Consider the following 21,539-nt stretch of genomic DNA (forward strand, 5'->3'; position numbering starts at 1 on the left):
TGTTCACCTGCCTAGTCCGACATCCGTTTCTGTTGTATTTGGGGCAATTGGGAGATGTTACTAGTATAAGAAGAATAGAGTTCAAAGTCTGTCTAAACCTGTGGGCGGATTACAGACTTTTTTTGTCGATGGAGGGCAATTTATAGAGGCCGGAGCCAAGAACAGCCCTTGTCGTCATACAGAGGTCACATATGGGAAAATAAGCTCGGGAGATTAGGGGAAGTTAGACCATCTTGAATAAAAACGAGCCTATGTTTCACCATGATGATGAAACATAGGCTCGTTTATTTATACAAATTGATTTAATCATTATTACGAGAACGATTGCGAAGGAACGTCGGAATATCCAATTGATCATTGCTGCCCTGATTGCCAAACGGCTTCAGATTCACGTTGCTCTTGTCCGTTGCCGGCTGTTGCTGTTGCTGTTCCCCTTGCGGCATTGCAGGACGACGTCCTGGAGGGACTAGAGGTTTGCTCTCGAATCCGGTAGCGATAACCGTGACCTTGATTTCATCCTTCATGCTCTCCTCGATGATCGCACCGAAAATCATGTTCACTTCCGGATCGGAAGCGGAGGTTACAATCTCGGCCGCTTCATTCACTTCATACAAGGAGAGATTGGCTCCTCCCGTAATATTCATGATCACACCGCGCGCACCTTCGATTGAGGTTTCGAGCAGCGGGCTCATAATCGCCTTGCGGGCAGCCTCGGAGGCACGGTTCTCCCCAGTAGCCAGTCCAATACCCATCAGGGCCGAACCGCGCTCTGTCATGATCGTTTTCACGTCGGCAAAGTCAAGGTTGATCAGACCCGGCACTTGGATTAGATCAGAAATGCCTTGAACGGCCTGACGCAACACGTTATCAGCTTCTCGGAACGCTTCCAACATCGGTGTCTTCTTATCCACGATCTCCAGCAAGCGATCATTCGGAATGACGATGAGTGTGTCCACTTTCTCTTTCAATGCTTCAATGCCAAGCTCCGCTTGGGAAGCACGCTTGCGGCCTTCGAAGGTAAACGGTCGAGTTACCACGCCTACTGTCAATGCACCGCATTCCTTGGCGATTTCGGCAATGACAGGAGCTGCTCCCGTTCCGGTACCCCCGCCCATGCCGGCGGTGACAAATACCATATCGGCACCCTTCAGGGTGTTCATAATCAAATCGCGGGATTCCTCAGCAGCCTTCTTACCCACTTCAGGATTAGCGCCAGCGCCAAGACCGCGAGTTAACTTATCCCCGATTTGCAGTTTATGTTCGGATTTAGCAAGATGGAGTGCCTGGGCATCCGTATTTACAGTAATAAATTCAACACCTTGCACACCATTCTCAATCATACGGTTAACAGCGTTGCTTCCGCCACCGCCGACTCCGATTACTTTAATTTGAGCTAAGCTCTCCATTTCAAAATCAAATTCCAACATCTAACCCATCTCCCCCTCAATGTGCGTGGATGGCACGTCCACAGTCGAATGAATCCGCTATATAAACTCGCTGAACATCTTCTTCAAGCGTTCAATAAATCCCGGCTTTTGGCTGGTTTCCTGAGTTACTGCGACAGGATTTTGCTGCTTAGCGCGGTTCACCGGTTTCTTGCTATTTCCGCTGCTGTTATTGCTTCCTCCCGTATTGCGAACACGTACGTTCCGGATTGCATTGTGGAGGATGCCGACTCCGCTGCAGTATCCCGGATCACGGACACCGATAAAATCGGGAACCGCAATTCGCACGGAAGTCGCCAGCTCATTCTGTGCCACCTGCAGCACACCAGGCATGGACATAGTGCCCCCAGTAAGTATATAACCACCCGGAAGCTCACTGTAACCCAAGCGTTTAATTTCTTGGCGCACCAATTGGAAAATCTCCTGAATGCGAGGTTCTATGATGGCTGCCAGATCTTCTTGTGAAAACTCCTTGTCCACATTACTTCCGATCCTCGTTACTTTAAATGTTACTTCAGGAGCCGCACTCTCGATCAGTGCGCACCCATATTTCAATTTCACCTTCTCGGCTTGATCCGTCAGAGTACGGAGACCGTAGGCGATATCATTCGTAACGAAATCTCCGCCAACCGGAAGCGTTGAGGTCGCAGCAATGCTGCCGCCTTCAAACACAGCCAATGTGGTTGAACCCGCTCCGACGTCCACCAATACCGAGCCCATCGTTTTCTCATCCTTAGACAATGCGAGCTGTCCTGCACCAAGCGGGATCAGCACCAGATCCTTCACTTTCAAATCTGATTTCTCAACACATCGCAAAAGATTATGTATTGCCGTTTTGGCGCCAGTTATAATCGTAGCTTCAACTTCCAGCCTTACACCGATCATTCCTCGCGGATCCGAGATTCCTTCCAAACCGTCAACTACAAATTGTCTAGCAACCACATCGATAATTTCTCGATCTGGTGGAAGTGCCACGACTTCTGCTGCTTTCAGCACGCGGTCGATGTCTTCTTCACCAATTTCGCGATCCTCGTTCGATACTGCCACAACACCATGGCTGGATTGAAGTCCAATATGATTACCTGAAATGCCGACATATACTTCGGATATTTGAATACCGACCATACGCTCCGCATGATCAACAGCGCTGCGAATGGATTGTACGGTCTGGTCGATATCTACAATTGCACCCTTACGAATTCCCTCCGAGTCGGCAGATCCAACTCCAATAATATTAAAGGCTCCATTGTTAACTTCACCAATAATAGCACGAACTTTGGATGTACCGATGTCCAAACTAACAATGATGTCATTGTTGCTCAAGCTCTGGCACCTCCTATTTCTTAACTAATATAATTTGATAATATAGAATACATTTCTACTTATTCCACACTCGCAGGTCTTTCCCTCTTTTTTCAACAATTTTTTTACTGCCAACTTTTGCTATGACAGGCCGTAAAAGTCATTCAAAAAAGAAGACCAGAGACAAGTAGTCAATCCTTTCAAGTGTACCATTTATTCATACTCCTGAGTAGGGGGTTATTGCCTTTACTCCGCCTCTTCAACAACTTCTTCTTCAAACGGCACATAAGAGTCCGCTTCCAGCATTGTAATCAGGCCCGGACGCTCCATTTCAGTGACCTGATTCAGATACTCTACCTTGTCGCGCAGCAGAGATACCGAAGTAATCACTTCAAATTTGGAACGTGTGTACAGCTTGATCCGGTCGGGAAAAGAAAGGGTTGGTGACGGCATGATCTCCGAAATATCAGAAGTAAGATTATTTGGTATTTCGGCCAAAGCCTTGCTCAGCTCGGCCTTGTTCGGATCGGACGCATCCCACTTGGTCAAGATAGGCTTCTCCACGGCAATACCACTCGCTGTAACAGGGACGGAGGCGCCGCTGGCCAGAATCGCCTGAAGTTCTCCGTCCTCAGACAGTTCATAGGCTACCGTAGGATGCTCTGTAACCACGATACTGATTTGACCAGGAAAGGTTTTGGTTATTTCGGCCGACTTGATAGTTCCGAGCTTCACCAGACGTTCCTGTACCACCTTAGGATCAACGCCAAAATACTGGTCTCCGATACGAAGCCCGCTTTGCTTGGTAAGCTGCTCACTTGTATTAAACGTATTGCCCTTAATTTGAATCTCGGTCACTTGGCTGATCGATGACCTAAAGAAAAGGATTGTCAGCAGGGCTACGAAAAGCAGCAGCAATATCCAAATGATCTTTTTGGCTGTCTTCGGTTTGGGCTTGTCCTGCTTCAGAACAGGCATATGTGTCTTGGACATATTCAATCTCTCCATAAAGACCTGCTATCCCCTCCTGGATCGGGAGGGGATGCTCAGGACCTCAATTGGCTAAATCAAGCGGTTTGGGCACCGGTGATTGACGAAACATCTGTGCGCCTAAACCTTGGAACATGTTTTCAATACGATCATAACCGCGGTCAATATGGTGGACCTGCTCCACCACTGTCGTTCCCTGCGCGGCCAAACCGGCAATGACAAGCGCCGCTCCAGCCCGAAGGTCGGTTGCCTCCACAGTGGCACCGTAAATTCTCTGAACCCCTCGTATAAACGCATAATTCATATCCGTCGAAATGTCTGCTCCCATGCGGGAAAGCTCCTCCACATGTTTGAATCGCCCTTCGAACACTGTTTCTTTCATCACACTAAATCCGTCCGCCAAGGACAGCAAAACCATGACCTGGGATTGCAAATCCGTCGGAAAAGAAGGATACGGTGAAGTTACAATTCGTTCGACTGCTTTAGGACGGCTCATACAGCTTATGTTTATTATATCATTGCATATACTGGTTTGAACACCGGAGCGCTTCAGCACATGTATAAGGGAAGTTAAATGGGACGGATTGGTCTTCGTAAGCGTTACACTTCCGCGGGTCACAGCAGCTGCAATCATAACGGTACCGGTAACGATCCGGTCAGGTATAATCTCATATTCACATGGCTCCAGACGCTCTACGCCCTGGATTGTAATGGTGTCTGTTCCTGCACCGATAATGTTAGCTCCCATTTTATTCAGAAACTGCTGCAGATCCTGAATCTCAGGCTCTCTGGCAGCGTTGGTAATCACAGTTGTGCCATACGCGGTTGCCGCCGCCATCATGATATTTTCTGTCGCTCCAACGCTTGCAAAGTCCAAATGAATATCGGTGCCGATCAATCGACTAGCCCTGCAATGAATTTTGTCGTCGCTCTCCTCAATTTCCGCACCTAGTGCCTGCAATCCATGCAGATGAAGATCAATCTTACGCTCACCGATTGCGCAGCCTCCCGGCTGGTAGATCGTCACTTCACCAAAACGAGCCAGCAGAGGTCCCATCAAGAAGATGGAGGAGCGCATCTGCTTCATTAAATCTTCCGGGACATGAAACGAATTGGCAGATGAGGTATCCACGGTAACGGTTTCCAGCTCATGCTTGCACTTTGAGCCAAGCCGGCTGAGAATGCTGAGCATCACTTCAATATCCAGCAGATGCGGGACATTGCTTAGTCTTACAGTCCCTTCAGCAAGAAGACTTGCTGCCAGAATGGGTAAAGCTGCGTTTTTTGCTCCATGGATACGTATGGTTCCAGATAGGGGCCTTCCGCCCTCAATCACCAATTTGTCCAATGTATCACCTCCGAGTTTACCGCTCGCCCAGTACATACACCTCAGGCACCATATGGATTCCGTTCTTCTCCGAGATGGTCTCCTTAATGCGTTCTATCAGTGCGAGCACGTCCTCTGCTGTCGCTTGACCGGTGTTCTCAATGAAATTGGCATGCTGTAAAGAAATTTCTGCGCCCCCGATCCGCAGTCCTTTAAGACCGGCAGCCTCGATCAATCTTGCGGCATGATCGCCTGGCGGGTTGCGGAATACACTACCTGCCGTTGCGGATTGGAGCGGCTGAGTACGTCGGCGACGGTCCTTATAGGAAGCCATAACAGCTGAAATTTCTTGGCGGTCCCCTTCCCGGAGCTCAAATACCGCTTCAGTCACAATCCCTTTTCGTTCATGCAGAATGGAATGCCGGTAATCAAACGCCATATCTTTCGCAGCATACGTAACCAATTCCCCTGTTTCCAGTACAATGTCAGCGGACTTGAATATGCGTGACACATCAGACCCATGGGCACCTGCATTCATGTAAACAGCCCCTCCAACTGAACCAGGAATGCCTCCGGCGAATTCCAGACCGGATAATCCTTGTTTTCCGGCCAGAACACTGAGTTTGACAAATGACAGACTGCCGCCTGCAGTTACCGTCTCTCCGTCAAAATGAAGTCCCTCAAATCCCTGCCCCAGCTTGATGACCGCTCCCCGAATGCCTTTATCGGCAACTAACATGTTGGAACCGCGTCCCAGTTGTGTCCAGGGTATACGATGGGCATGGAGAAGGGTGACCAGTTCTTTGAGCTGCTCCTTATTCTCTGGAATAATCAAGCAATCGGCTGGTCCGCCTATTTTCCATGTCGTATACTTTGCCAGCGGTTCATTCCATAACACGGCTCCGACATTGGCTTCAGATAATAGCGATTTCCACTGCTGCATTTTAAAATTAACCTCCCTTGACTTTCAAAACCAAATGGCCATTCCTTCAACCCGTTGAAGAGATGGCCGCTGTCAGTAATGCCGGCCTCATGGGTGTGTCACGATTATAGAGTATCTTATGTCAGGCTCCATTGGTGTGTGACAATCGCCCAGCCGTTTTAATGTCCACCGGTTAAACGGCGAATTTCCTGCACAATTACGGCAGCTGAATCCGGTTTGCCCAGTTTTTTCGAAGCTGCTGACATTCTCTCCCTGGCAGCGTCATTGGTCATGATTTCCTCCAGTTTTTGAAACAGCGATTCGGCTGTCAAATCTTTCTCGAGGATCATCCTGGAAGCCCCTGCTTCCTCCAATTGCCTTGCATTCGCCTCCTGATGGTTATTGGTGACGTTGGGAGAAGGAATAAGAACAGACGGAATGCCAAGTGATGTAATCTCGGCCAGGAACGACGCCCCTGCCCGGTTTACAATCAGAGAAGTAGCCGCAAGCACTTCCGGCATATTATGAACGTAAGGCATAATATGAAGATGATTCGGCATTGTCCCTAGTTGGGACAGAATCGCTTCCCTTGTATTTTCAAAATACGTTTCACCTGTTACAAACACAAAATGAACGCCGGATAGCTTATGAATAAACGGTGCCATCCCAATCATTGCATCATTGATCGCCTTGGCTCCCCGGCTTCCGCCGACGATCAGCACCACCTGGGCTTCCATGGGAATGCCAAGCGTAGCAAATCCACGTTCGCGGTTAGCGGATAAAACCGTTGTCGCGCGTGGATTGCCTGTGTATACCGATCTCTTGGCTTTGGGAAACGAGGTTTCCGATCCTTCAAAGCTGACAGCGACTGTATCTGCGTATCTGCTGAGAAATTGGTTGGTCAGACCCGGTATCGCATTCTGCTCATGGATCACGGTCGGTATCCCGAGCTTGGCGGCTGCATAAACCACCGGTCCGCACACATATCCGCCAGTACCGATCACAACATCGGGTTTAAACTCTTTAAGCAGTGCCTTCGACCGCTTCACGCCTTTGAAAAAACGCAGGACCGTTTTCACGTTATCCAAGGACAGCTTGCGCCGGAAGCCGGTGATATCGATGCTTTCAAAAGGCAGCTTCTCCTGGGGTACCAGCTTGCTTTCGAGGCCTCGTTCTCCCCCTATATATAAAAACTCCGTTTTAGGATCTTCTTTTTCACATTGTCTTGCAATGGCAACAGCGGGGTAGATATGTCCCCCCGTTCCGCCGCCGCTCAATACGACACGCATACCCTTCACCTCGCATAACGGGAAATATTTAATAGAATGCCCAGCGCCGTCAGCATCAGTGTCAGAGAACTGCCTCCATAACTAATAAGTGGCAGCGTAATCCCTGTTACCGGCATCATACCGATAACGACGCCGATATTGATCACGACCTGTATGGCGACCATGCCTACAACTCCGACGGCCAACAGGCTGCCAAAGCTATCGGAGACTGTCATAGCGACTCTCATGCCTCTCCACACGAGCGCGGCGAACAGGAGCAGTACAATCAAGCCGCCGATGAAACCCAGCTCTTCGGCTAAAATCGAAAAGATAAAATCAGTCTGCGGTTCAGGTACATAAGCGTACTTCTGCCGGCTCATACCGAGTCCGAGTCCCCCTAGTCCGCCTGGACCAATCGCATAGAGAGATTGAATGATTTGGTAGCCTGTGCCGAGCGGATCGGACCAGGGATCCAAAAATCCCGTAATCCGCTTTAGCCGGTAAGGAGCTGTCAGAATCAAACCGACAAATCCGGCGACTCCGCCTAAGGCGAGAAAGCCCAGATGCTTCATCTGTGCTCCTGCAGTAAATACGATCATCATCGCGGCGCCAAGCATGACGGCTCCTGTACCCAAATCGGGCTGCAGCATAATCAATCCAAATGCTAGTCCGATCAATCCTAACGGTGGCAAAAGTCCTCTGGTAAAAGACGTTATATCATAGTCTTGTTTACTAAGCCAGCGTGATAGAAACAGAATCATGCCCAGCTTCATAAACTCGGAGGGCTGAATGCCAAACGAGCTGATGCCAAGCCAGCTTCTGGCTCCGCCGCGAACAACACCGATACCAGGAATAAGTACGATAACGAGCATAAAAAAGCAGACCAATAACACAAGCTTGCTGTATTTCTTCCAAACCCGAAAATCAATTTTCGATGTGAAGTACATTGCAGCCAGCCCAAGGCAGGCAAAAAACAGCTGACGCTTCACAAAATAAAATTTGTCTCCATAATCATGAAAGGCGAGTACAGATCCTGCACTATACACCATAACGATTCCGATGGCCAGCAGGGCCAAAATACAGATAAGCAGCCACAAATCGGGCGCCTGGCGGTTCTTGTTCATGGATAGGCCACCTCGTACATCCTTAGTAGGGGCTTATCCACCCCCCTACTTAAAGGTTATGCACCGCCTCTTTAAAAATGTCTCCTCGTACTTCATAGGAAGGAAACATGTCCCAACTCGCGCACGCAGGAGATAAGAGAACAATGTCCCCTTTTTCCGCGAGACTTGCAGCTTTCTGCACAGCTGAGGTTAAAGTTGCAGCGGCGTCCTTCTCATTATCGACGAGGATGATATCCTTTAATCCGGCTTTGATAGCGGCTTTCGCCAGCTTCTCCCTGGTTTCGCCAAGAAGAACAATTGCCTTTACCCTACCTTGCAAGGAGGGGATCAACTCCTCATAATCCGAGCCTCGATCAAGCCCGCCTGCGATGAGGATGATCGGTTCCTTGAAAGAAGTCAGAGCCATATGCGTTGCCTTGGAGTTTGTCGCTTTCGAGTTGTTGTAATAGGAAACTCCCTGAAGTTCAGATACAAATTCCAAACGATGCTCCACGCCGCGAAAATGAGTCAGGGCTTCTTCGAGTTTGTCTGGAGTTACGCCTGCCGAGATGGCAATCGCACAAGCGGCCATTGCATTCCCCACATTGAATCTTCCAGGCAGCCCGATGTTCTCCACACGGATGATCTCATGCGTAAATCCGTCGCCGTCTGTATAAACCATCGTTCGTCCCTGATCGCCTTCATCCGAATCCGAACCGTCGGCAGCATATGGCGGGATTATGTGAACCCCTTCACGAAGACTCTCGTTCATAGAAAAAGGCACAATGCGCGCCTTGATATACGGGACAAGGTTCCTGCACACGGGATCATCCCAATTGAGCACAGCGATATCCTCGGCTGTCTGATTGGCGAACAGCTTCGCCTTAGATGCAATGTAATCATCCATTCCGCCATGGTAGTCAAGATGCGTTTCCGCAATGTTGAGAAGTGCGGCAATGCGCGGCCTGAACTTCTCTGTACCTTTTAACTGAAAGCTGCTCAGCTCAACGACCATCCAGTCATTCTCCGTCGCTTCGGCTGCAGCCTCGGATAGAGGCGTGCCGATGTTACCAGCGACAATTGGGGACAGACCTGCGCTTTCCAGCAGATTGCCTACCCATGTTGTCGTCGTTGTTTTGCCGTTGGAGCCTGTGATGCCGATAATGGGTGCAACACATAAGTGATAGGCGATTTCGACTTCGGTCACAACAGGTATGTTGAGTTCAAGCGCCTTCTGCACGGGCGGGACGGAATATGGGATACCTGGATTTTTGACTAGCAGCGCTACACCGGAATGAATGAGGTCATCCGGATGACCTCCACAAATAACAGAAATGCCCAAAGCCTCGAGCTCCGAAGCTTCAGGACACTGTTCCCGTTCCTTTCTATCATTGACAATTACAGTAGCTCCGGCTTGATGAAGCACCTTAGCTACCTGCACTCCGCTTCTGGCAAGTCCCAGTACCACGATATTCTTATCTCGATAATCATCTAGCTGTCTCATATGCTACAACCCCTTGTTGATATAGAGTCCAAGTCCCGCAAGTATCAGACCCACGGTCCAAAATGTGATGACTACCCGCCACTCCGACCACCCGGATAACTCGTAATGGTGATGGATTGGGCTCATCTTGAATATACGTTTACCTCTTGTTTTGAACGAGAGGACCTGAAGGACAACAGATAGCATTTCAATGACAAAGACTCCGCCGATGATAAGGAACAACAGCTCGCTCTTCGTTACAATTGCTATGGCACCAATGGCACCCCCGATACCCAGCGACCCCGTATCCCCCATAAATACCTTAGCAGGGTGTGCGTTAAATACGAGAAATCCAAGAACCGCACCAATCATCGCAGCCGCACAGAAAGCTGCAGCAAACGAGGTGGACTGGATGGCGACTATGGCATAAGCTCCCAAAGCAATAGCACTAACACCTGACAGCAAACCGTCCAACCCGTCGGTGAAATTGACCGCATTACTGATTGCAAGCATCATAATGACGATGAACGGATAGTAGAACCAAGGCCCCCAATCAAAGGACCAGTCGATTCCCGGAACGCCGATAGCCGTGCTGTGACCGTTCGAGATCAACAGCCAGCACATGATTCCCGAGAACAGAAGCTGTCCAAACAGCTTTTGCCTAGCCGTGAGTCCCAAGGATCTCCGGAATACGATCTTAATATAGTCATCAAGAAATCCGATCAATCCGAATCCGAGTGTCGCTACGATCATCACGTAAAAGTCCGTATCTACAGGTGAAAATTTAATATAAGTCAATGTAAAAGCGAGCAGAATGACTACTCCGCCCATCGTTGGTGTTCCTGCCTTTTTCAAATGGCTTTGCGGTCCATCGTTACGAACCTGCTGACCGAACTTCATCCGCCGCAGCAAGGGAATGAGCAGCGGAGCCGATATGACTGCAAGCACAAACGCAACACCGATTGTCAATAACAGCAATTGAAAGTCCATCAGCTCACCCCCTCACTCCGTTATGGCCGCCAGGCAGGGACTTCAGGGCATCGACCACATTCTCCAGCCTCATACCGCGCGAGGCTTTAACCAATACGATATCCTTTGCTGTCACCTGCTTCAGGACGGCTTCGATCAACTGCTCTTTATCTGTAAATGAAAACACGGTGCCTTCAGGAAACTTCTCTTCTGCCTTTCTCGCCGTATGCAAGGACAAAGGTCCGTATGTGAACACAATATCGGCATGTTCTGGAGACAAATAATCTCCAATCTCGGCATGAAAATCCGCTTCCTGCTGCCCCAGTTCAAGCATGTCCCCGAGAACAGCAATCCGTCTATTATAGCCTTTCATATCTCCAAGCACATCTATAGCCGCCTTCACGGCCGTAGGACTGGAATTATACGCATCGTTTAGCACAGTTACACCGAAGTCGGTCTCCACGGCTTCGATACGCATGCTGGACAGCTTGAGGCTCGCAAACCCGCTGCGAATGGCTTCATCGCCGATTCCCAAATGGTCTGCAACGGCCATAGCTGCCAGCGCATTCACCACATTATGACGGCCCAGAAGCGGCAAGTTAAAGCCTTCGCCAGCATGCCGCTTGGAGGTAAATATAACTCCTCTGGCATGGAACATGAGGCCTGTCGGATAATCATCATTGGTGTCTTGATTACCAAATGTAAATATCTGCAGCTTCTCTGGCTTCACGGTTGACTCTTCGGCCAGCACTTGCCGGATCAGAGGTTCGTCTCCATGGTAAATCAGCATACCGCCCGGTTTCATGCTGCTGATAATTTCAAGCTTGGCACGGGCTATTTCTTCCCGGGAACCGAGCTGGAGCATATGTGCTTCTCCGATATTCGTAATCACAGTTACATCAGGACGAGCTATGCTTGAGAGCAATTCAATCTCATGCCGTCCACTCATACCCATCTCAAGCACGATAATATCCGTATCTTCCTTCATGGCCAATACCGTTAATGGAAGTCCGATATGGTTGTTAAAATTCCCCTGCGTTTTATGAACCTTATACGTAGTTTCGAGCAGTGCCGATACCATGTCCTTCACCGTGGTCTTCCCGTTGCTGCCCGTAATGCCAATCACCTTTGCACTGCTCTTCGACAAATAGGCTGCAGCAAGCGCTTGGAGTGCCGCTAATGTATCATCAACAAGGATGAGCGGCAAATCCGGAATCGGCTCATGATCTCTCTGCCAGAGAGCTGCTCCGGCTCCGGCTGCAAGCACACTTTCGGCAAACGCATGCCCGTCAAAATGATCACCGACAAGCGGAACAAACAGATTGCCCGGCTGTATCGTTCTGGAATCAGTGCTGACCCCTTGAATAAGAATTTGATTGTCTTGGTTACGTAAGAGCGTACCGCCACACATATCGGCGATGCTCTGTAATGATATATGGATCACTATTGTCTGCCCCTTATCGCGTCTTTAGCTACGATGCGGTCATCAAAATCAAGAACTTCGCCCGCAATCAGCTGGTAGGTCTCATGACCTTTCCCCGCAATCAATACTACATCGCCCGGGCTTGCCATTTCAATAGCCTTTTCGATCGCTTTTCTGCGATCGACGATGAGCTTGTAGCTTTCCGCTGCCACTCCCTCTTCAATTAAGCCAGCTTCAATGTCCTTCAGAATAAGCTCCGGATCCTCCGTGCGGGGATTATCAGAGGTTACAAACACGACATCACTGTAATTCGCGGCAATTTTACCCATGATTGGCCGTTTGGTTCGATCGCGGTCCCCCCCGCAGCCAAATACCGTAAATACCCTACCTACCGCAAATTCATTAACGGTACGGAGTACATTTTCCAGCCCGTCCGGCGTATGCGCATAATCCACGATGACAGCATACGGCTGACCTTCATCAACAGCCTCGACGCGCCCGGCAACACCCGGTACGGATTCCAGACTGTTCTTGATATCTTCGAGTGGTATACCCTCCAATAGGGTGGCAGCAATAGCAGCCATGGCGTTATACACATTGAATTTGCCTACCATACGAATCGATATATCAGCCTGACCGCGGAACGTATCTACATGGAACGATGTTCCTTGGGCAGTGATCGATATATTACTTGCCCGCACATCGGCGTCATCGCCAAGCCCGTAAGTTATCACTTCTGCGGCGGTCTGTTTCGCAAAGTAAGCCGCAGCATCATCATCCGCATTCAAAACGGCATATTTGCGAGAACGTTCATCCTTGGCAAAAGCGTTGCCCAGCCTAGAGAAAAATAACCCTTTTGCCCCGCGATATTCTTCCATAGTGTGATGGTAGTCCAGATGATCCTGCGACAAATTAGTAAATATGGCCGTCCGGAAATCCGTCCCTTTGACCCGTCCCTGCTCTAGTGCATGCGAGGATACTTCCATCACACAGCATTCTGTCCCGGCGTTAGCCATGTCATTCAAATAGCGTTGAAGCTCCAGCGCCTCGGGAGTCGTTCTCGGCATCGGAAATGACTGGCCATCGTATTTCATCTGAATCGTACCGATTAATCCTGTCTTCAGGCCATGATCATTCAGTATCTGTTCAATCAGATAGGTGGTCGTCGTCTTGCCGTTTGTGCCGGTAACACCGATCATCCTCATGCGTTCGCTAGGCTGATTGAAGAAGGTACTCGCCAACGCCGCCATTGCAAAGCGACTGTCTTTCACAATGACCTGTGGCAGATCCGTCTCAAGCTTACGTTCAACAACGAGAGCGACCGCGCCTTTCTCCGCGGCTTGAGCCGCAAACAGGTGTCCATCCTGGGTATGACCAGGCAAGCAAATGAACAAATCTCCTGGTTTTACCTCTCTGGAGTCTGTTTCAATCCCCCCGATTTCAACATCTCCATCCCCATCGATAACTGCCGCGGTCAATACGGACGTTAATTGCATCAATTTCATGGTTATCCCTCTCTCTATATATCAGCATCATCTTCATAGCTCGGACGATGCCCTTAATGTTCATGTTTGGATTCCTCCGGATCTTGCCCCATATAAATTCGAATGGTTGAACCACGCTCCACCCGGCTTCCCGGCTTAGGTGCTTGAGAAACCACCGTATTCCCGGTTCCGGACTTGGCCAGCATAAAATTCATATTAAGATCCTCATATAAATCTTGTACGGTTGCTCCGACCAGATCAGGTACGGTCACGGTCGGTGTCTCGCCATATTTATACTCGCGGGCGAGCTGATCCTTACGAGGAGGAACATTCATATAATGCAGCGCATCCTCCAGGATGTTTTGAACGATCGGTGCTGCTACGACTCCGCCGAACTGGATGCCCTTGGGATTATCTACAGCCGTGTAAACTACAATCTGTGGATCATCTGCAGGCGCGAATCCAATGAAGGATACAATATGCTCGGTTGAGGAGTATCTGCCATTAATAACCTTTTGGGCAGTTCCCGTCTTCCCGCCAACCCGATAACCATCGATAAAAGCCGGACGTCCCGTACCCTTAGCTACAACACTTTCCAGCGCCTCACGGACTTGCTTGGATGTCTCTTCTGAGATTACTTGTCTTATAAGTTCAGGCTTGATTTCCTCGACTTTCTCACCTGTTTCGGGGTTGATCCATGCCTTGGCCACATGCGGCTTGAACAATTTACCACCATTGATTGCTGCCGAGACTGCGGCCACCTGCTGGATCGGCGTGACCGATACCCCTTGTCCAAATGCTGTCGTGGCCAGTTCAACAGGACCGACTTTATCAAGCTTAAACAGAATTCCGGTCGCTTCCCCATTCAAATCGATGCCTGTCTTCGTCCCGAAGCCAAAATCACGAATATACTGAAACAGACTTTCTTTACCCAATTTCTGTCCTAGTGCCACAAAACCCGGGTTGCAGGAGTTCTGTACAACCTCCATGAAAGTTTGGCTGCCATGGCCGCCTCTTTTCCAGCAGCGTAATCTCGCTCCACCGACCTCTACCGCTCCACCATCAAAGAAATGGTCGTTCTTCAAATCCACCTTGTCCTCTTCGAGTGCGGCAGCAAGTGTAATGATCTTGAATGTCGAGCCCGGTTCATAGGTCATCCAGATCGGCAGGTTGCGATTGTATGTTTCCGCCGAATATTCCTGATAACGTGCCGGTGAGTATGTAGGCCGGCTGGCCATCGCCAAAATCTCGCCAGTCTTGGGATCCATGGCGATCGACCAGGCCCCATTCGCCTGATACTTCACCATAGCCTGATCAAGCTCTCTTTCCATAATGGACTGGATGGACTTATCAATCGTTAATTCCAGGTTCAGACCATCCCGGGGCTCCACATATTTCTCCGAAGAGCCTGGCATAATTCTTCCGCCTGCATCAGACAGGTAAGACACCCCGCCTTCGAAGCCTTTCAGCTTATCGTCGTGCATCGCTTCTAGTCCGGTCAGTCCCTGACTATATGCTCCCGTGAAACCGAAGATATGGGCAGCCAGTTCCCCATAAGGATAATAACGCTTGTTATCCTCAGCAACAACGATACCCGGCAGCTTCAAATCACGAATTTTCTGAGCCAGCTCCATCGTAATTTTTCGTCCACCGGGATTTATCCGCTCCAACCTTGAACGTTTCGTAATGATCTTTTGGATATCGGCTTTATCCATGCCGATAAATCCTGCCAATGTCTCGGCAGTATGATCCGGATCTTTAATCTGTACAGGAATCGCCCAAATGGTTGGTGTTGTTATATTCGTAACCAGAGCGGTTCCATTACGGTCTAATATTTCACCGCGCTGTGCGGCAAAAGGAATATCGCGCCGCCATAAATCCTCCGCTTTCGCGGATAACTCCGCGCCTTTCCCGATCTGTACATAACCCAGCCTGATGATCAATGCGGAGAATAGCAAGAGCAGCAGCAGCAGGCTCCAGAGCAATCTTCTCCGCTGCGATACCTTGGATACTTTCACCTCAGCGTCCCTCCCTGTTTGAACCCGTAAGCTCATGAAATGCGTTCTTCACATGAGTATTCGGGACAAACGTGGGTTAGAACAAGCTATTCTCCTTCGGCCTTGCCTTCTGGCTCAGCGTCTATGCCTTCTTCAGAGGATGAATCGTCAGCAGAAGCGCCTTTATCATCGTCTTCTGAAGCAGCGCCATCATCGGTACTTCTACCAGTGACCAACTCCTCCGCTGATTTCAATGTTAAGTGCACGGTTCGCTGGCCATTCTTGCTGGTTTCCAATTGCTCGGTAACATAGCCTTCGCCTTGCACAGTCACTTTCACCTTCATTAAGGTAAGTACTTCCATGGCATCCCTAAGGGATTCGCCCTGCAAATGTGGTATTCCCATCGACGCATTATCCTCGGTAAGCAGATAGATGTTCTGACCGGCACTCATAGCCACTCCAGCTGGAGGATACTGCTGCTTAACCGTACTGCCGCTGCCCAGCGTTTCAAAGGTCATTCCCTCGTTAAGCAGTTTGGTTTTCACTTCGCTGACTTTCATGCCTTTCAAGTCAGGAGAGATGCGGGCATTCTCCGAATTTGCAGCAGTTTTTTTGGAGGACTTGTCTGACTGCTGTGTCGCATTCGCTTTTGGGACGCCCCAATAATTCAGCGTCTTGGAGACAATCTCTTTAAATATTGGCGCTGCCAACTTACCGCCACCGATTTCCTCATTCGGCTCATCAATGATGACCAATACGGCAATTTTCGGATCATTTACTGGAGCATAACCGATAAATGAAGCCAATTGTTTGGAACGATCCGAATAACCGCCAGTAAATTTAATAGCTGTTCCCGTTTTCCCTGCAACTCTGTAGCCATCAATATATGCGTATCTCCCTGTACCTTCTACTTGGTCAGCTACGACTTGTTCGAGATATAATCCGGTCTCTTTTGCAGCTTCGGGTGATATGATCTGCCGAATAACTTCGGGCTCGATCTTCTCGGACTTACCTGTGTTCGGATCCACGATTTCCTTCACCATATGCGGTTTCATCAACTTACCACCGTTGGCCACTGCTGAGATAGCGGCCAGCTGCTGGATTGGAGTTACCGAAACGGCATAACCATAGGTCATTGTTGAAATATCGGAGTCATTCGTCATATTTAATACACCGAGGGTTTCGCCCGGAAGATCAATATTTGTTTTTTCTGTAAATCCAAACTCACGGATATAATTGGTAAACCTTTCCTTGCCCAGCATTTCATACCCCAATTTTACAAATGCAACGTTACTGGACTTTTTGACACCTTCCAAGTAAGTAATAGGGCCCCACCCTACACTATTAATATCTCGGTGGGTTCTTCCGCCTGCACGGATGGAACCGGATTGGTAAGCATCCCCCGGTTTAAACAGCTTTTCCTGCACCGCGCTGGCAAGCGTTACAATTTTAAAGGTAGACCCCGGCTCATAGATTGAACTTACGGCATGATTGGTAAAATTCTTCGGCTTCCATTTCCCATATGTATTGGGATCAAAAGTCGGCATATTGGCCATCCCCAGTATTTCCATCGTATTCGGATCGGCTGCGATCACGGTCATACTGACTGGTTTATATTTGTTATACGTATCCCGCATCGCTTCCTCGATATAATACTGGATTGTATCGTCGGTCGTCAGCACTAAATTTTTCCCATTTATTGCAGGCTGGTACAAATCATCTTTGCTGGGCAGCTTGACTCCCTTCTTATCACTCTTGTAAGAAGCAAATCCATCTGTACCCTTCAGTTCTTCATCGTACCTTTGCTCAATGCCTCCAATTCCAATGCCCTGTCTGTCGGTGTAGCCCAGTATGTGCGCAGCTAATGTCCCTTGGGGGTAGAAGCGTTTTTGCTCTCGCTGAAAGCCAATGCCCGAATCGGGCACCTTGCGGGCGTCCCTCAATTTTTGATTCAGGCTCTCACTGAATTTCTCGACCTCTTCCTTCTTCTCCTGGTCAATCTTCCAGCCTTCATAACGGACCTCGACGCCTTTGCGGTATTCCCCCTTGCTATCTTTAGCTTCAACCATCTCCCGTAGCTCGCTCTCAGCCTTGCCGAGAATCTCGTGCAATCCTTTCACGATCTCATCTCCCAAGCCGTTAGCCTGAATGACGGCTGGATTCAGAATGACCGTAAAGGCAGGAGCGTCCATCGCCAGGATATCACCATCCCGGTCCATAATCGTACCTCGAGAAGAAGGCAGAGTTTGGGACCGTGACCACCTCTTCAAGGCTTCTTCCTGCCAAAAGTCGTTATCGATTACCTGCAGATAAAATACCCGACCAACCAATAAAGCAAAAAAGAGGGTTATACATCCCCCTATTAGCACGGTACGCAGTTTGATTTTTTTAACCATCGGTCAAAACCTCGCACTTCAATCATTTTGTCCCGAGTCCGAATTCTGTGTCCCGGATGCCCCCGAGACGGGTGATAGATGGATCATATTGTTGTCCTCGATAGGCACATATCCCAACTGTTTCGCCTTCTCCAGCACCTGCATCTCTAACGTTTGCTTCTCAACCTGAAGCTGATCAATACTTCGTTTAGCTTGGAGTATCCTATTGTCCGTATCATGGATTTGCCGGTTCAAGTCATAAGAATGAACATGGCTCATGCCGATTACGCCCATGACGGCTACCACAAACACCACGGACAACAAATACAGCAGCTTTTCTTTTTGCGGAAGCTGGGAACGACGTTTAATGACCTTCGTCTTCTCGAGATAGGCGGACTGCTGCGTTTCCTTCTGTCTCTCCTGTACGGCTAGATTGCCGCGCGTGTAAGCCATGGCTGATTCTCCTTCTTCAGGGATTTATACGTTGCTACAATTTTTCCGCGATCCGCAACTTCGCCGATCGTGCCCTAGGATTACTCTCAATTTCCTCTGTTGAGGGAATAAGCGGTTTACGGTTTACCAGCTTCAGATCACCTTGGCCGCCTCCACATACACACATTGGAAAATCAGGAGGACAAGTGCACTTAGGAATATAACTGTTAAAAATCTGCTTACATATTCGATCTTCCAACGAGTGAAAGGTAATCACCGAAACTCTGCCCCCTGGCGCCAGACATCTCACCGCTTGGTGAAGCGCGTCTTCAAATGCGCCAAGCTCATCATTAACTGCAATCCGAAATGCTTGAAAACTTCGCTTTGCTGGGTGGCCGCCCGTTCTCCGAGCTGCGGCCGGTATCCCTTCCTTAATCATTTCGACAAGCTCTCCAGTTGTCTGAATAGGACTCTGTTCCCTTTTTTCAACAATGACTTTGGCAATTCGTCTTGAAAACTTCTCTTCGCCGTATTGGTACAATATCCTAGCAATTTCCTGCTCCGGCCATTCATTTACAATCTTCGCTGCGGTCAGCTCGGCAGACTGATCCATCCGCATATCCAGCGGCGCATCATGATTGTAGCTAAAACCTCTCTCTCCCTCATCAAATTGCGGAGAAGATACGCCCAAATCGAACAGTATACCGTCAACCTGTGGCTGCCCGTTATCGTCAACGCCGACTTCGCTACGGAGCACATCCTCCAAATCACGAAAATTGGTTTTGACAAGAGTTATCCGGTCTGCGTAAGGCTTCATCACTTCCCGGGCATTATTCAAAGCCCAGTCGTCCTGATCCAGTGCGATTAACCGGCCATTCGAACTTAGTTGGGAAGCTATAAGCGAACTGTGGCCCGCTCCCCCGAGCGTACAGTCAACATATATACCGTCTGGTTTGATGCGCAGCCCTTCTGTCGCCTCTTGCTTAAGCACTGTGATGTGATGAAACAAAGCTGCAGCCCTCCATTGTGTCTGATTCAAATTTTTGTTTTAAGTTGCTTGTTCATTTGCGATGATGTTGATCATGATTTGTATTACAAATCAAAATCAAAGTCTACCAGTTTCTCAGCAATGTCATTAAACGCTTCTTCTGATTGCTGATAGTAATTCTGCCATTGCTCCTTGCTCCAGATCTCCACACGGCTCGATACGCCGATCACGACGCATTCCTTCTCGAGCTTGGCGAACTCGCGCAAATTGCCCGGCAAATTTACCCTTCCCTGTTTATCCCATTCACATTCCGTCGCACCGGAGAAAAAAAACCGGGTGAATGCACGCGCATCCGACTTCATGAGGGATAGGGATTTGAGCTTCTGCTCCATGATGGCCCATTCATCTTTGGGGTATACAAAGAGGCAATTGTCCAAACCACGGGTTACAACAAATGAGGTGCCCAGGAGATCACGAAATTTAGCAGGGATGATGATTCTCCCCTTATCGTCGATGCTATGCTGAAACTCCCCCATAAACATCAGGCACTCCACCCCTTAACCCCGATTCCCCACTTTGCACCACTTTCCACCACTTTAGGATAATAGATTCGGCGTGAAGAATCAAATTCCTTCTAGGCAGCATTTGTTTTTTTGGAACTTTCTCTCAGAATGACGGCACAAAAAACCTCCTTTCCTCCCGCAAGGGGATGGAAAGGAGGTCTGAATATGGTCTAAAGCTGCTGCGGGTTTAGTGTTGAGCCCAGCTGTCCAAGTACGATTTCTGCTCGTCACTCAGACTGTCAATGGCGATACCTAGACTTTCCAGTTTGTATAAAGCCACCTGTTGGTCTAAATCGTATGGAACGTTCAATACACGGTTACCGATGGACTGATACTGGTCATTCACATATTTGAGCGACAAAGCCTGAAGCGCAAATGTCATATCCATAATTTCAGCCGGATGCCCGTCTCCTGCGGCGAGATTTACTAATCGGCCTTCTGCCAGCAGATAGATCTTACGGCCATCCTTCATATGATATTCTTCAATATTACGGCGAACCGTTCGGATTGACTGGGAACGTTCTGTCAGATCCGGCTTGTTGACTTCAACGTCAAAATGTCCGGCATTGGACAGAATAGCGCCATCCTTCATGACATCAAAGTCTTCGCCGCTAATAACATCGCGGTTGCCTGTGACGGTTACGAAGAAGTCTCCCAGTTTAGCCGCTTCACGCATCGGCATGACGTGGAAGCCGTCCATATAAGCCTCAACCGCCTTAATAGCATCGATCTCGGTCACAATGACGTTGGCGCCGAGACCCTTGGCACGCATGGCCACGCCCTTGCCGCACCAGCCATATCCCACAACAACAACGGTTTTGCCTGCAACCACCAGGTTCGTCGTCCGATTAATGCCGTCCCATACCGACTGTCCTGTACCATATCGATTATCAAATAAGTATTTACAATACGCATCATTCACAGCAACCATCGGAAATTTCAAGGCCCCTTCTTTTTCCAAAGCCTTCAGCCGCAGAATACCTGTCGTCGTTTCTTCGGCACCGCCGCGAACTCCTTCAAGGAGATCTGTCCGCTCGGAATGCAGAATCGTTACTAGATCGCCGCCATCGTCGATGATCAGATCCGGCCGAGTTTCAAGCGTTGAAATGAGGTGCTGCTTGTATTCCTCCGGTTCCGGATTATATTTCGCAAACACGGTGATTCCGTCTTCTACCAAAGCCGCACACACATCATCTTGAGTAGACAGCGGATTGCTTCCAGTAATAGTTACTTCAGCTCCGCCTGCTTGGATGACCTTAGCCAGATAAGCTGTCTTGGCTTCCAAATGCAATGAAATGGCTACCTTCAAGCCTTTAAACGGCTGTTCTTTCTCGAATTGCTCACGAACCCGGTTCAACACCGGCATATGCGCCTGCACCCAATCAATTTTTAAATGACCTTCTGGTGCCAGTTTCAAATCGGTAATACTGCTGGTTTGGATTGAAGATGAGCTCATTTTACAGCCTCC

Annotated in this window: 17 protein-coding genes; all 17 read right to left on the bottom strand. The window is 49.1% G+C overall.

Annotated features, from left to right (window positions below; translation table 11 throughout):
• Positions 1-302: 302 nt before the first annotated feature.
• Entirely contained in the window at positions 303-1,427 is a 1,125-nt protein-coding gene (gene ftsZ, locus ABEQ74_RS20930; RefSeq protein WP_430124061.1) for a cell division protein FtsZ, read from the bottom strand.
• A 57-nt stretch (positions 1,428-1,484) separates the two neighbouring features.
• Positions 1,485-2,768: a cell division protein FtsA gene (gene ftsA / locus ABEQ74_RS20935; RefSeq protein WP_430124062.1), complete on the bottom strand. Its 1,284-nt coding sequence runs from the start codon at positions 2,766-2,768 to the stop codon at positions 1,485-1,487.
• 225 nt (positions 2,769-2,993) lie between these two features.
• Complete coding sequence (locus ABEQ74_RS20940) at positions 2,994-3,740, bottom strand: cell division protein FtsQ/DivIB (protein WP_430124063.1); 747 nt, start codon at positions 3,738-3,740, stop codon at positions 2,994-2,996.
• Between the two features lie 61 nt (positions 3,741-3,801).
• On the bottom strand, positions 3,802-5,085 hold the full coding sequence (gene murA, locus ABEQ74_RS20945) for a UDP-N-acetylglucosamine 1-carboxyvinyltransferase (protein WP_430124064.1): 1,284 nt from the start codon (positions 5,083-5,085) through the stop codon (positions 3,802-3,804).
• Positions 5,086-5,101: 16 nt separating this feature from the next.
• A complete protein-coding gene (gene murB / locus ABEQ74_RS20950) occupies positions 5,102-6,007 on the bottom strand; it encodes a UDP-N-acetylmuramate dehydrogenase (RefSeq protein WP_430124065.1) in 906 nt (301 codons plus the stop codon).
• 158 nt (positions 6,008-6,165) lie between these two features.
• A complete protein-coding gene (gene murG / locus ABEQ74_RS20955; RefSeq protein WP_430124066.1) occupies positions 6,166-7,275 on the bottom strand; it encodes an undecaprenyldiphospho-muramoylpentapeptide beta-N-acetylglucosaminyltransferase in 1,110 nt (369 codons plus the stop codon).
• Positions 7,276-7,280: 5 nt separating this feature from the next.
• Positions 7,281-8,378: a stage V sporulation protein E gene (gene spoVE / locus ABEQ74_RS20960; protein ID WP_430124067.1), complete on the bottom strand. Its 1,098-nt coding sequence runs from the start codon at positions 8,376-8,378 to the stop codon at positions 7,281-7,283.
• Between the two features lie 49 nt (positions 8,379-8,427).
• Positions 8,428-9,861 (bottom strand): UDP-N-acetylmuramoyl-L-alanine--D-glutamate ligase, encoded by a 1,434-nt coding sequence (murD, locus tag ABEQ74_RS20965; protein WP_430124068.1) that lies wholly within the window; start codon positions 9,859-9,861, stop codon positions 8,428-8,430.
• A gap of 3 nt (positions 9,862-9,864) precedes the next feature.
• The gene (mraY, locus tag ABEQ74_RS20970; RefSeq protein ID WP_430124069.1) at positions 9,865-10,830 is read right to left on the bottom strand and encodes a phospho-N-acetylmuramoyl-pentapeptide-transferase; all 966 of its coding nucleotides are present in this window, start codon (positions 10,828-10,830) and stop codon (positions 9,865-9,867) included.
• Between the two features lie 4 nt (positions 10,831-10,834).
• Positions 10,835-12,253, bottom strand: a complete 1,419-nt coding sequence (locus tag ABEQ74_RS20975) for a UDP-N-acetylmuramoyl-tripeptide--D-alanyl-D-alanine ligase (RefSeq protein WP_430124070.1) — start codon at positions 12,251-12,253, stop codon at positions 10,835-10,837.
• Positions 12,253-13,737, bottom strand: coding sequence for a UDP-N-acetylmuramoyl-L-alanyl-D-glutamate--2,6-diaminopimelate ligase (locus tag ABEQ74_RS20980; protein ID WP_430124071.1), 1,485 nt, complete (start codon positions 13,735-13,737; stop codon positions 12,253-12,255). The genes ABEQ74_RS20975 and ABEQ74_RS20980 overlap by 1 nt, the downstream gene beginning before the upstream one ends.
• 53 nt (positions 13,738-13,790) lie before the next feature.
• On the bottom strand, positions 13,791-15,734 hold the full coding sequence (locus tag ABEQ74_RS20985) for a stage V sporulation protein D (RefSeq protein WP_430124072.1): 1,944 nt from the start codon (positions 15,732-15,734) through the stop codon (positions 13,791-13,793).
• A gap of 86 nt (positions 15,735-15,820) precedes the next feature.
• On the bottom strand, positions 15,821-18,109 hold the full coding sequence (locus tag ABEQ74_RS20990) for a penicillin-binding transpeptidase domain-containing protein (protein WP_430124073.1): 2,289 nt from the start codon (positions 18,107-18,109) through the stop codon (positions 15,821-15,823).
• Positions 18,110-18,127: 18 nt separating this feature from the next.
• Positions 18,128-18,541 carry a cell division protein FtsL gene (locus ABEQ74_RS20995; protein WP_430124075.1) on the bottom strand — a complete coding sequence of 138 codons (414 nt, stop codon included), beginning with the start codon at positions 18,539-18,541 and terminating at the stop codon, positions 18,128-18,130.
• A gap of 34 nt (positions 18,542-18,575) precedes the next feature.
• Complete coding sequence (gene rsmH / locus ABEQ74_RS21000) at positions 18,576-19,529, bottom strand: 16S rRNA (cytosine(1402)-N(4))-methyltransferase RsmH (protein WP_430124076.1); 954 nt, start codon at positions 19,527-19,529, stop codon at positions 18,576-18,578.
• 83 nt (positions 19,530-19,612) lie between these two features.
• A complete protein-coding gene (gene mraZ, locus ABEQ74_RS21005; RefSeq protein ID WP_053489102.1) occupies positions 19,613-20,050 on the bottom strand; it encodes a division/cell wall cluster transcriptional repressor MraZ in 438 nt (145 codons plus the stop codon).
• A 208-nt stretch (positions 20,051-20,258) separates the two neighbouring features.
• Complete coding sequence (locus tag ABEQ74_RS21010; protein WP_054401439.1) at positions 20,259-21,527, bottom strand: adenosylhomocysteinase; 1,269 nt, start codon at positions 21,525-21,527, stop codon at positions 20,259-20,261.
• Positions 21,528-21,539 lie beyond the last annotated feature (12 nt).

Source organism: Paenibacillus solani, from assembly GCF_050475945.1.
Lineage (GTDB): Bacteria > Bacillota > Bacilli > Paenibacillales > Paenibacillaceae > Paenibacillus_AQ > Paenibacillus_AQ solani_A.

What these genes read in the sequence shown, in the direction of transcription:
- ftsZ (WP_430124061.1), bottom strand. Translation starts at nt 1,427, where the DNA reads ATGTTGGAATTTGATTTTGAAATGGAGAGCTTAGCTCAAATTAAAGTA.
- ABEQ74_RS20940 (WP_430124063.1), bottom strand. Translation starts at nt 3,740, where the DNA reads ATGTCCAAGACACATATGCCTGTTCTGAAGCAGGACAAGCCCAAACCG.
- murB (WP_430124065.1), bottom strand. Translation starts at nt 6,007, where the DNA reads ATGCAGCAGTGGAAATCGCTATTATCTGAAGCCAATGTCGGAGCCGTG.
- murG (WP_430124066.1), bottom strand. Translation starts at nt 7,275, where the DNA reads ATGCGTGTCGTATTGAGCGGCGGCGGAACGGGGGGACATATCTACCCC.
- spoVE (WP_430124067.1), bottom strand. Translation starts at nt 8,378, where the DNA reads ATGAACAAGAACCGCCAGGCGCCCGATTTGTGGCTGCTTATCTGTATT.
- murD (WP_430124068.1), bottom strand. Translation starts at nt 9,861, where the DNA reads ATGAGACAGCTAGATGATTATCGAGATAAGAATATCGTGGTACTGGGA.
- mraY (WP_430124069.1), bottom strand. Translation starts at nt 10,830, where the DNA reads ATGGACTTTCAATTGCTGTTATTGACAATCGGTGTTGCGTTTGTGCTT.
- ABEQ74_RS20980 (WP_430124071.1), bottom strand. Translation starts at nt 13,737, where the DNA reads ATGAAATTGATGCAATTAACGTCCGTATTGACCGCGGCAGTTATCGAT.
- ABEQ74_RS20990 (WP_430124073.1), bottom strand. Translation starts at nt 18,109, where the DNA reads ATGGTTAAAAAAATCAAACTGCGTACCGTGCTAATAGGGGGATGTATA.
- ABEQ74_RS20995 (WP_430124075.1), bottom strand. Translation starts at nt 18,541, where the DNA reads ATGGCTTACACGCGCGGCAATCTAGCCGTACAGGAGAGACAGAAGGAA.
- mraZ (WP_053489102.1), bottom strand. Translation starts at nt 20,050, where the DNA reads ATGTTTATGGGGGAGTTTCAGCATAGCATCGACGATAAGGGGAGAATC.
- ABEQ74_RS21010 (WP_054401439.1), bottom strand. Translation starts at nt 21,527, where the DNA reads ATGAGCTCATCTTCAATCCAAACCAGCAGTATTACCGATTTGAAACTG.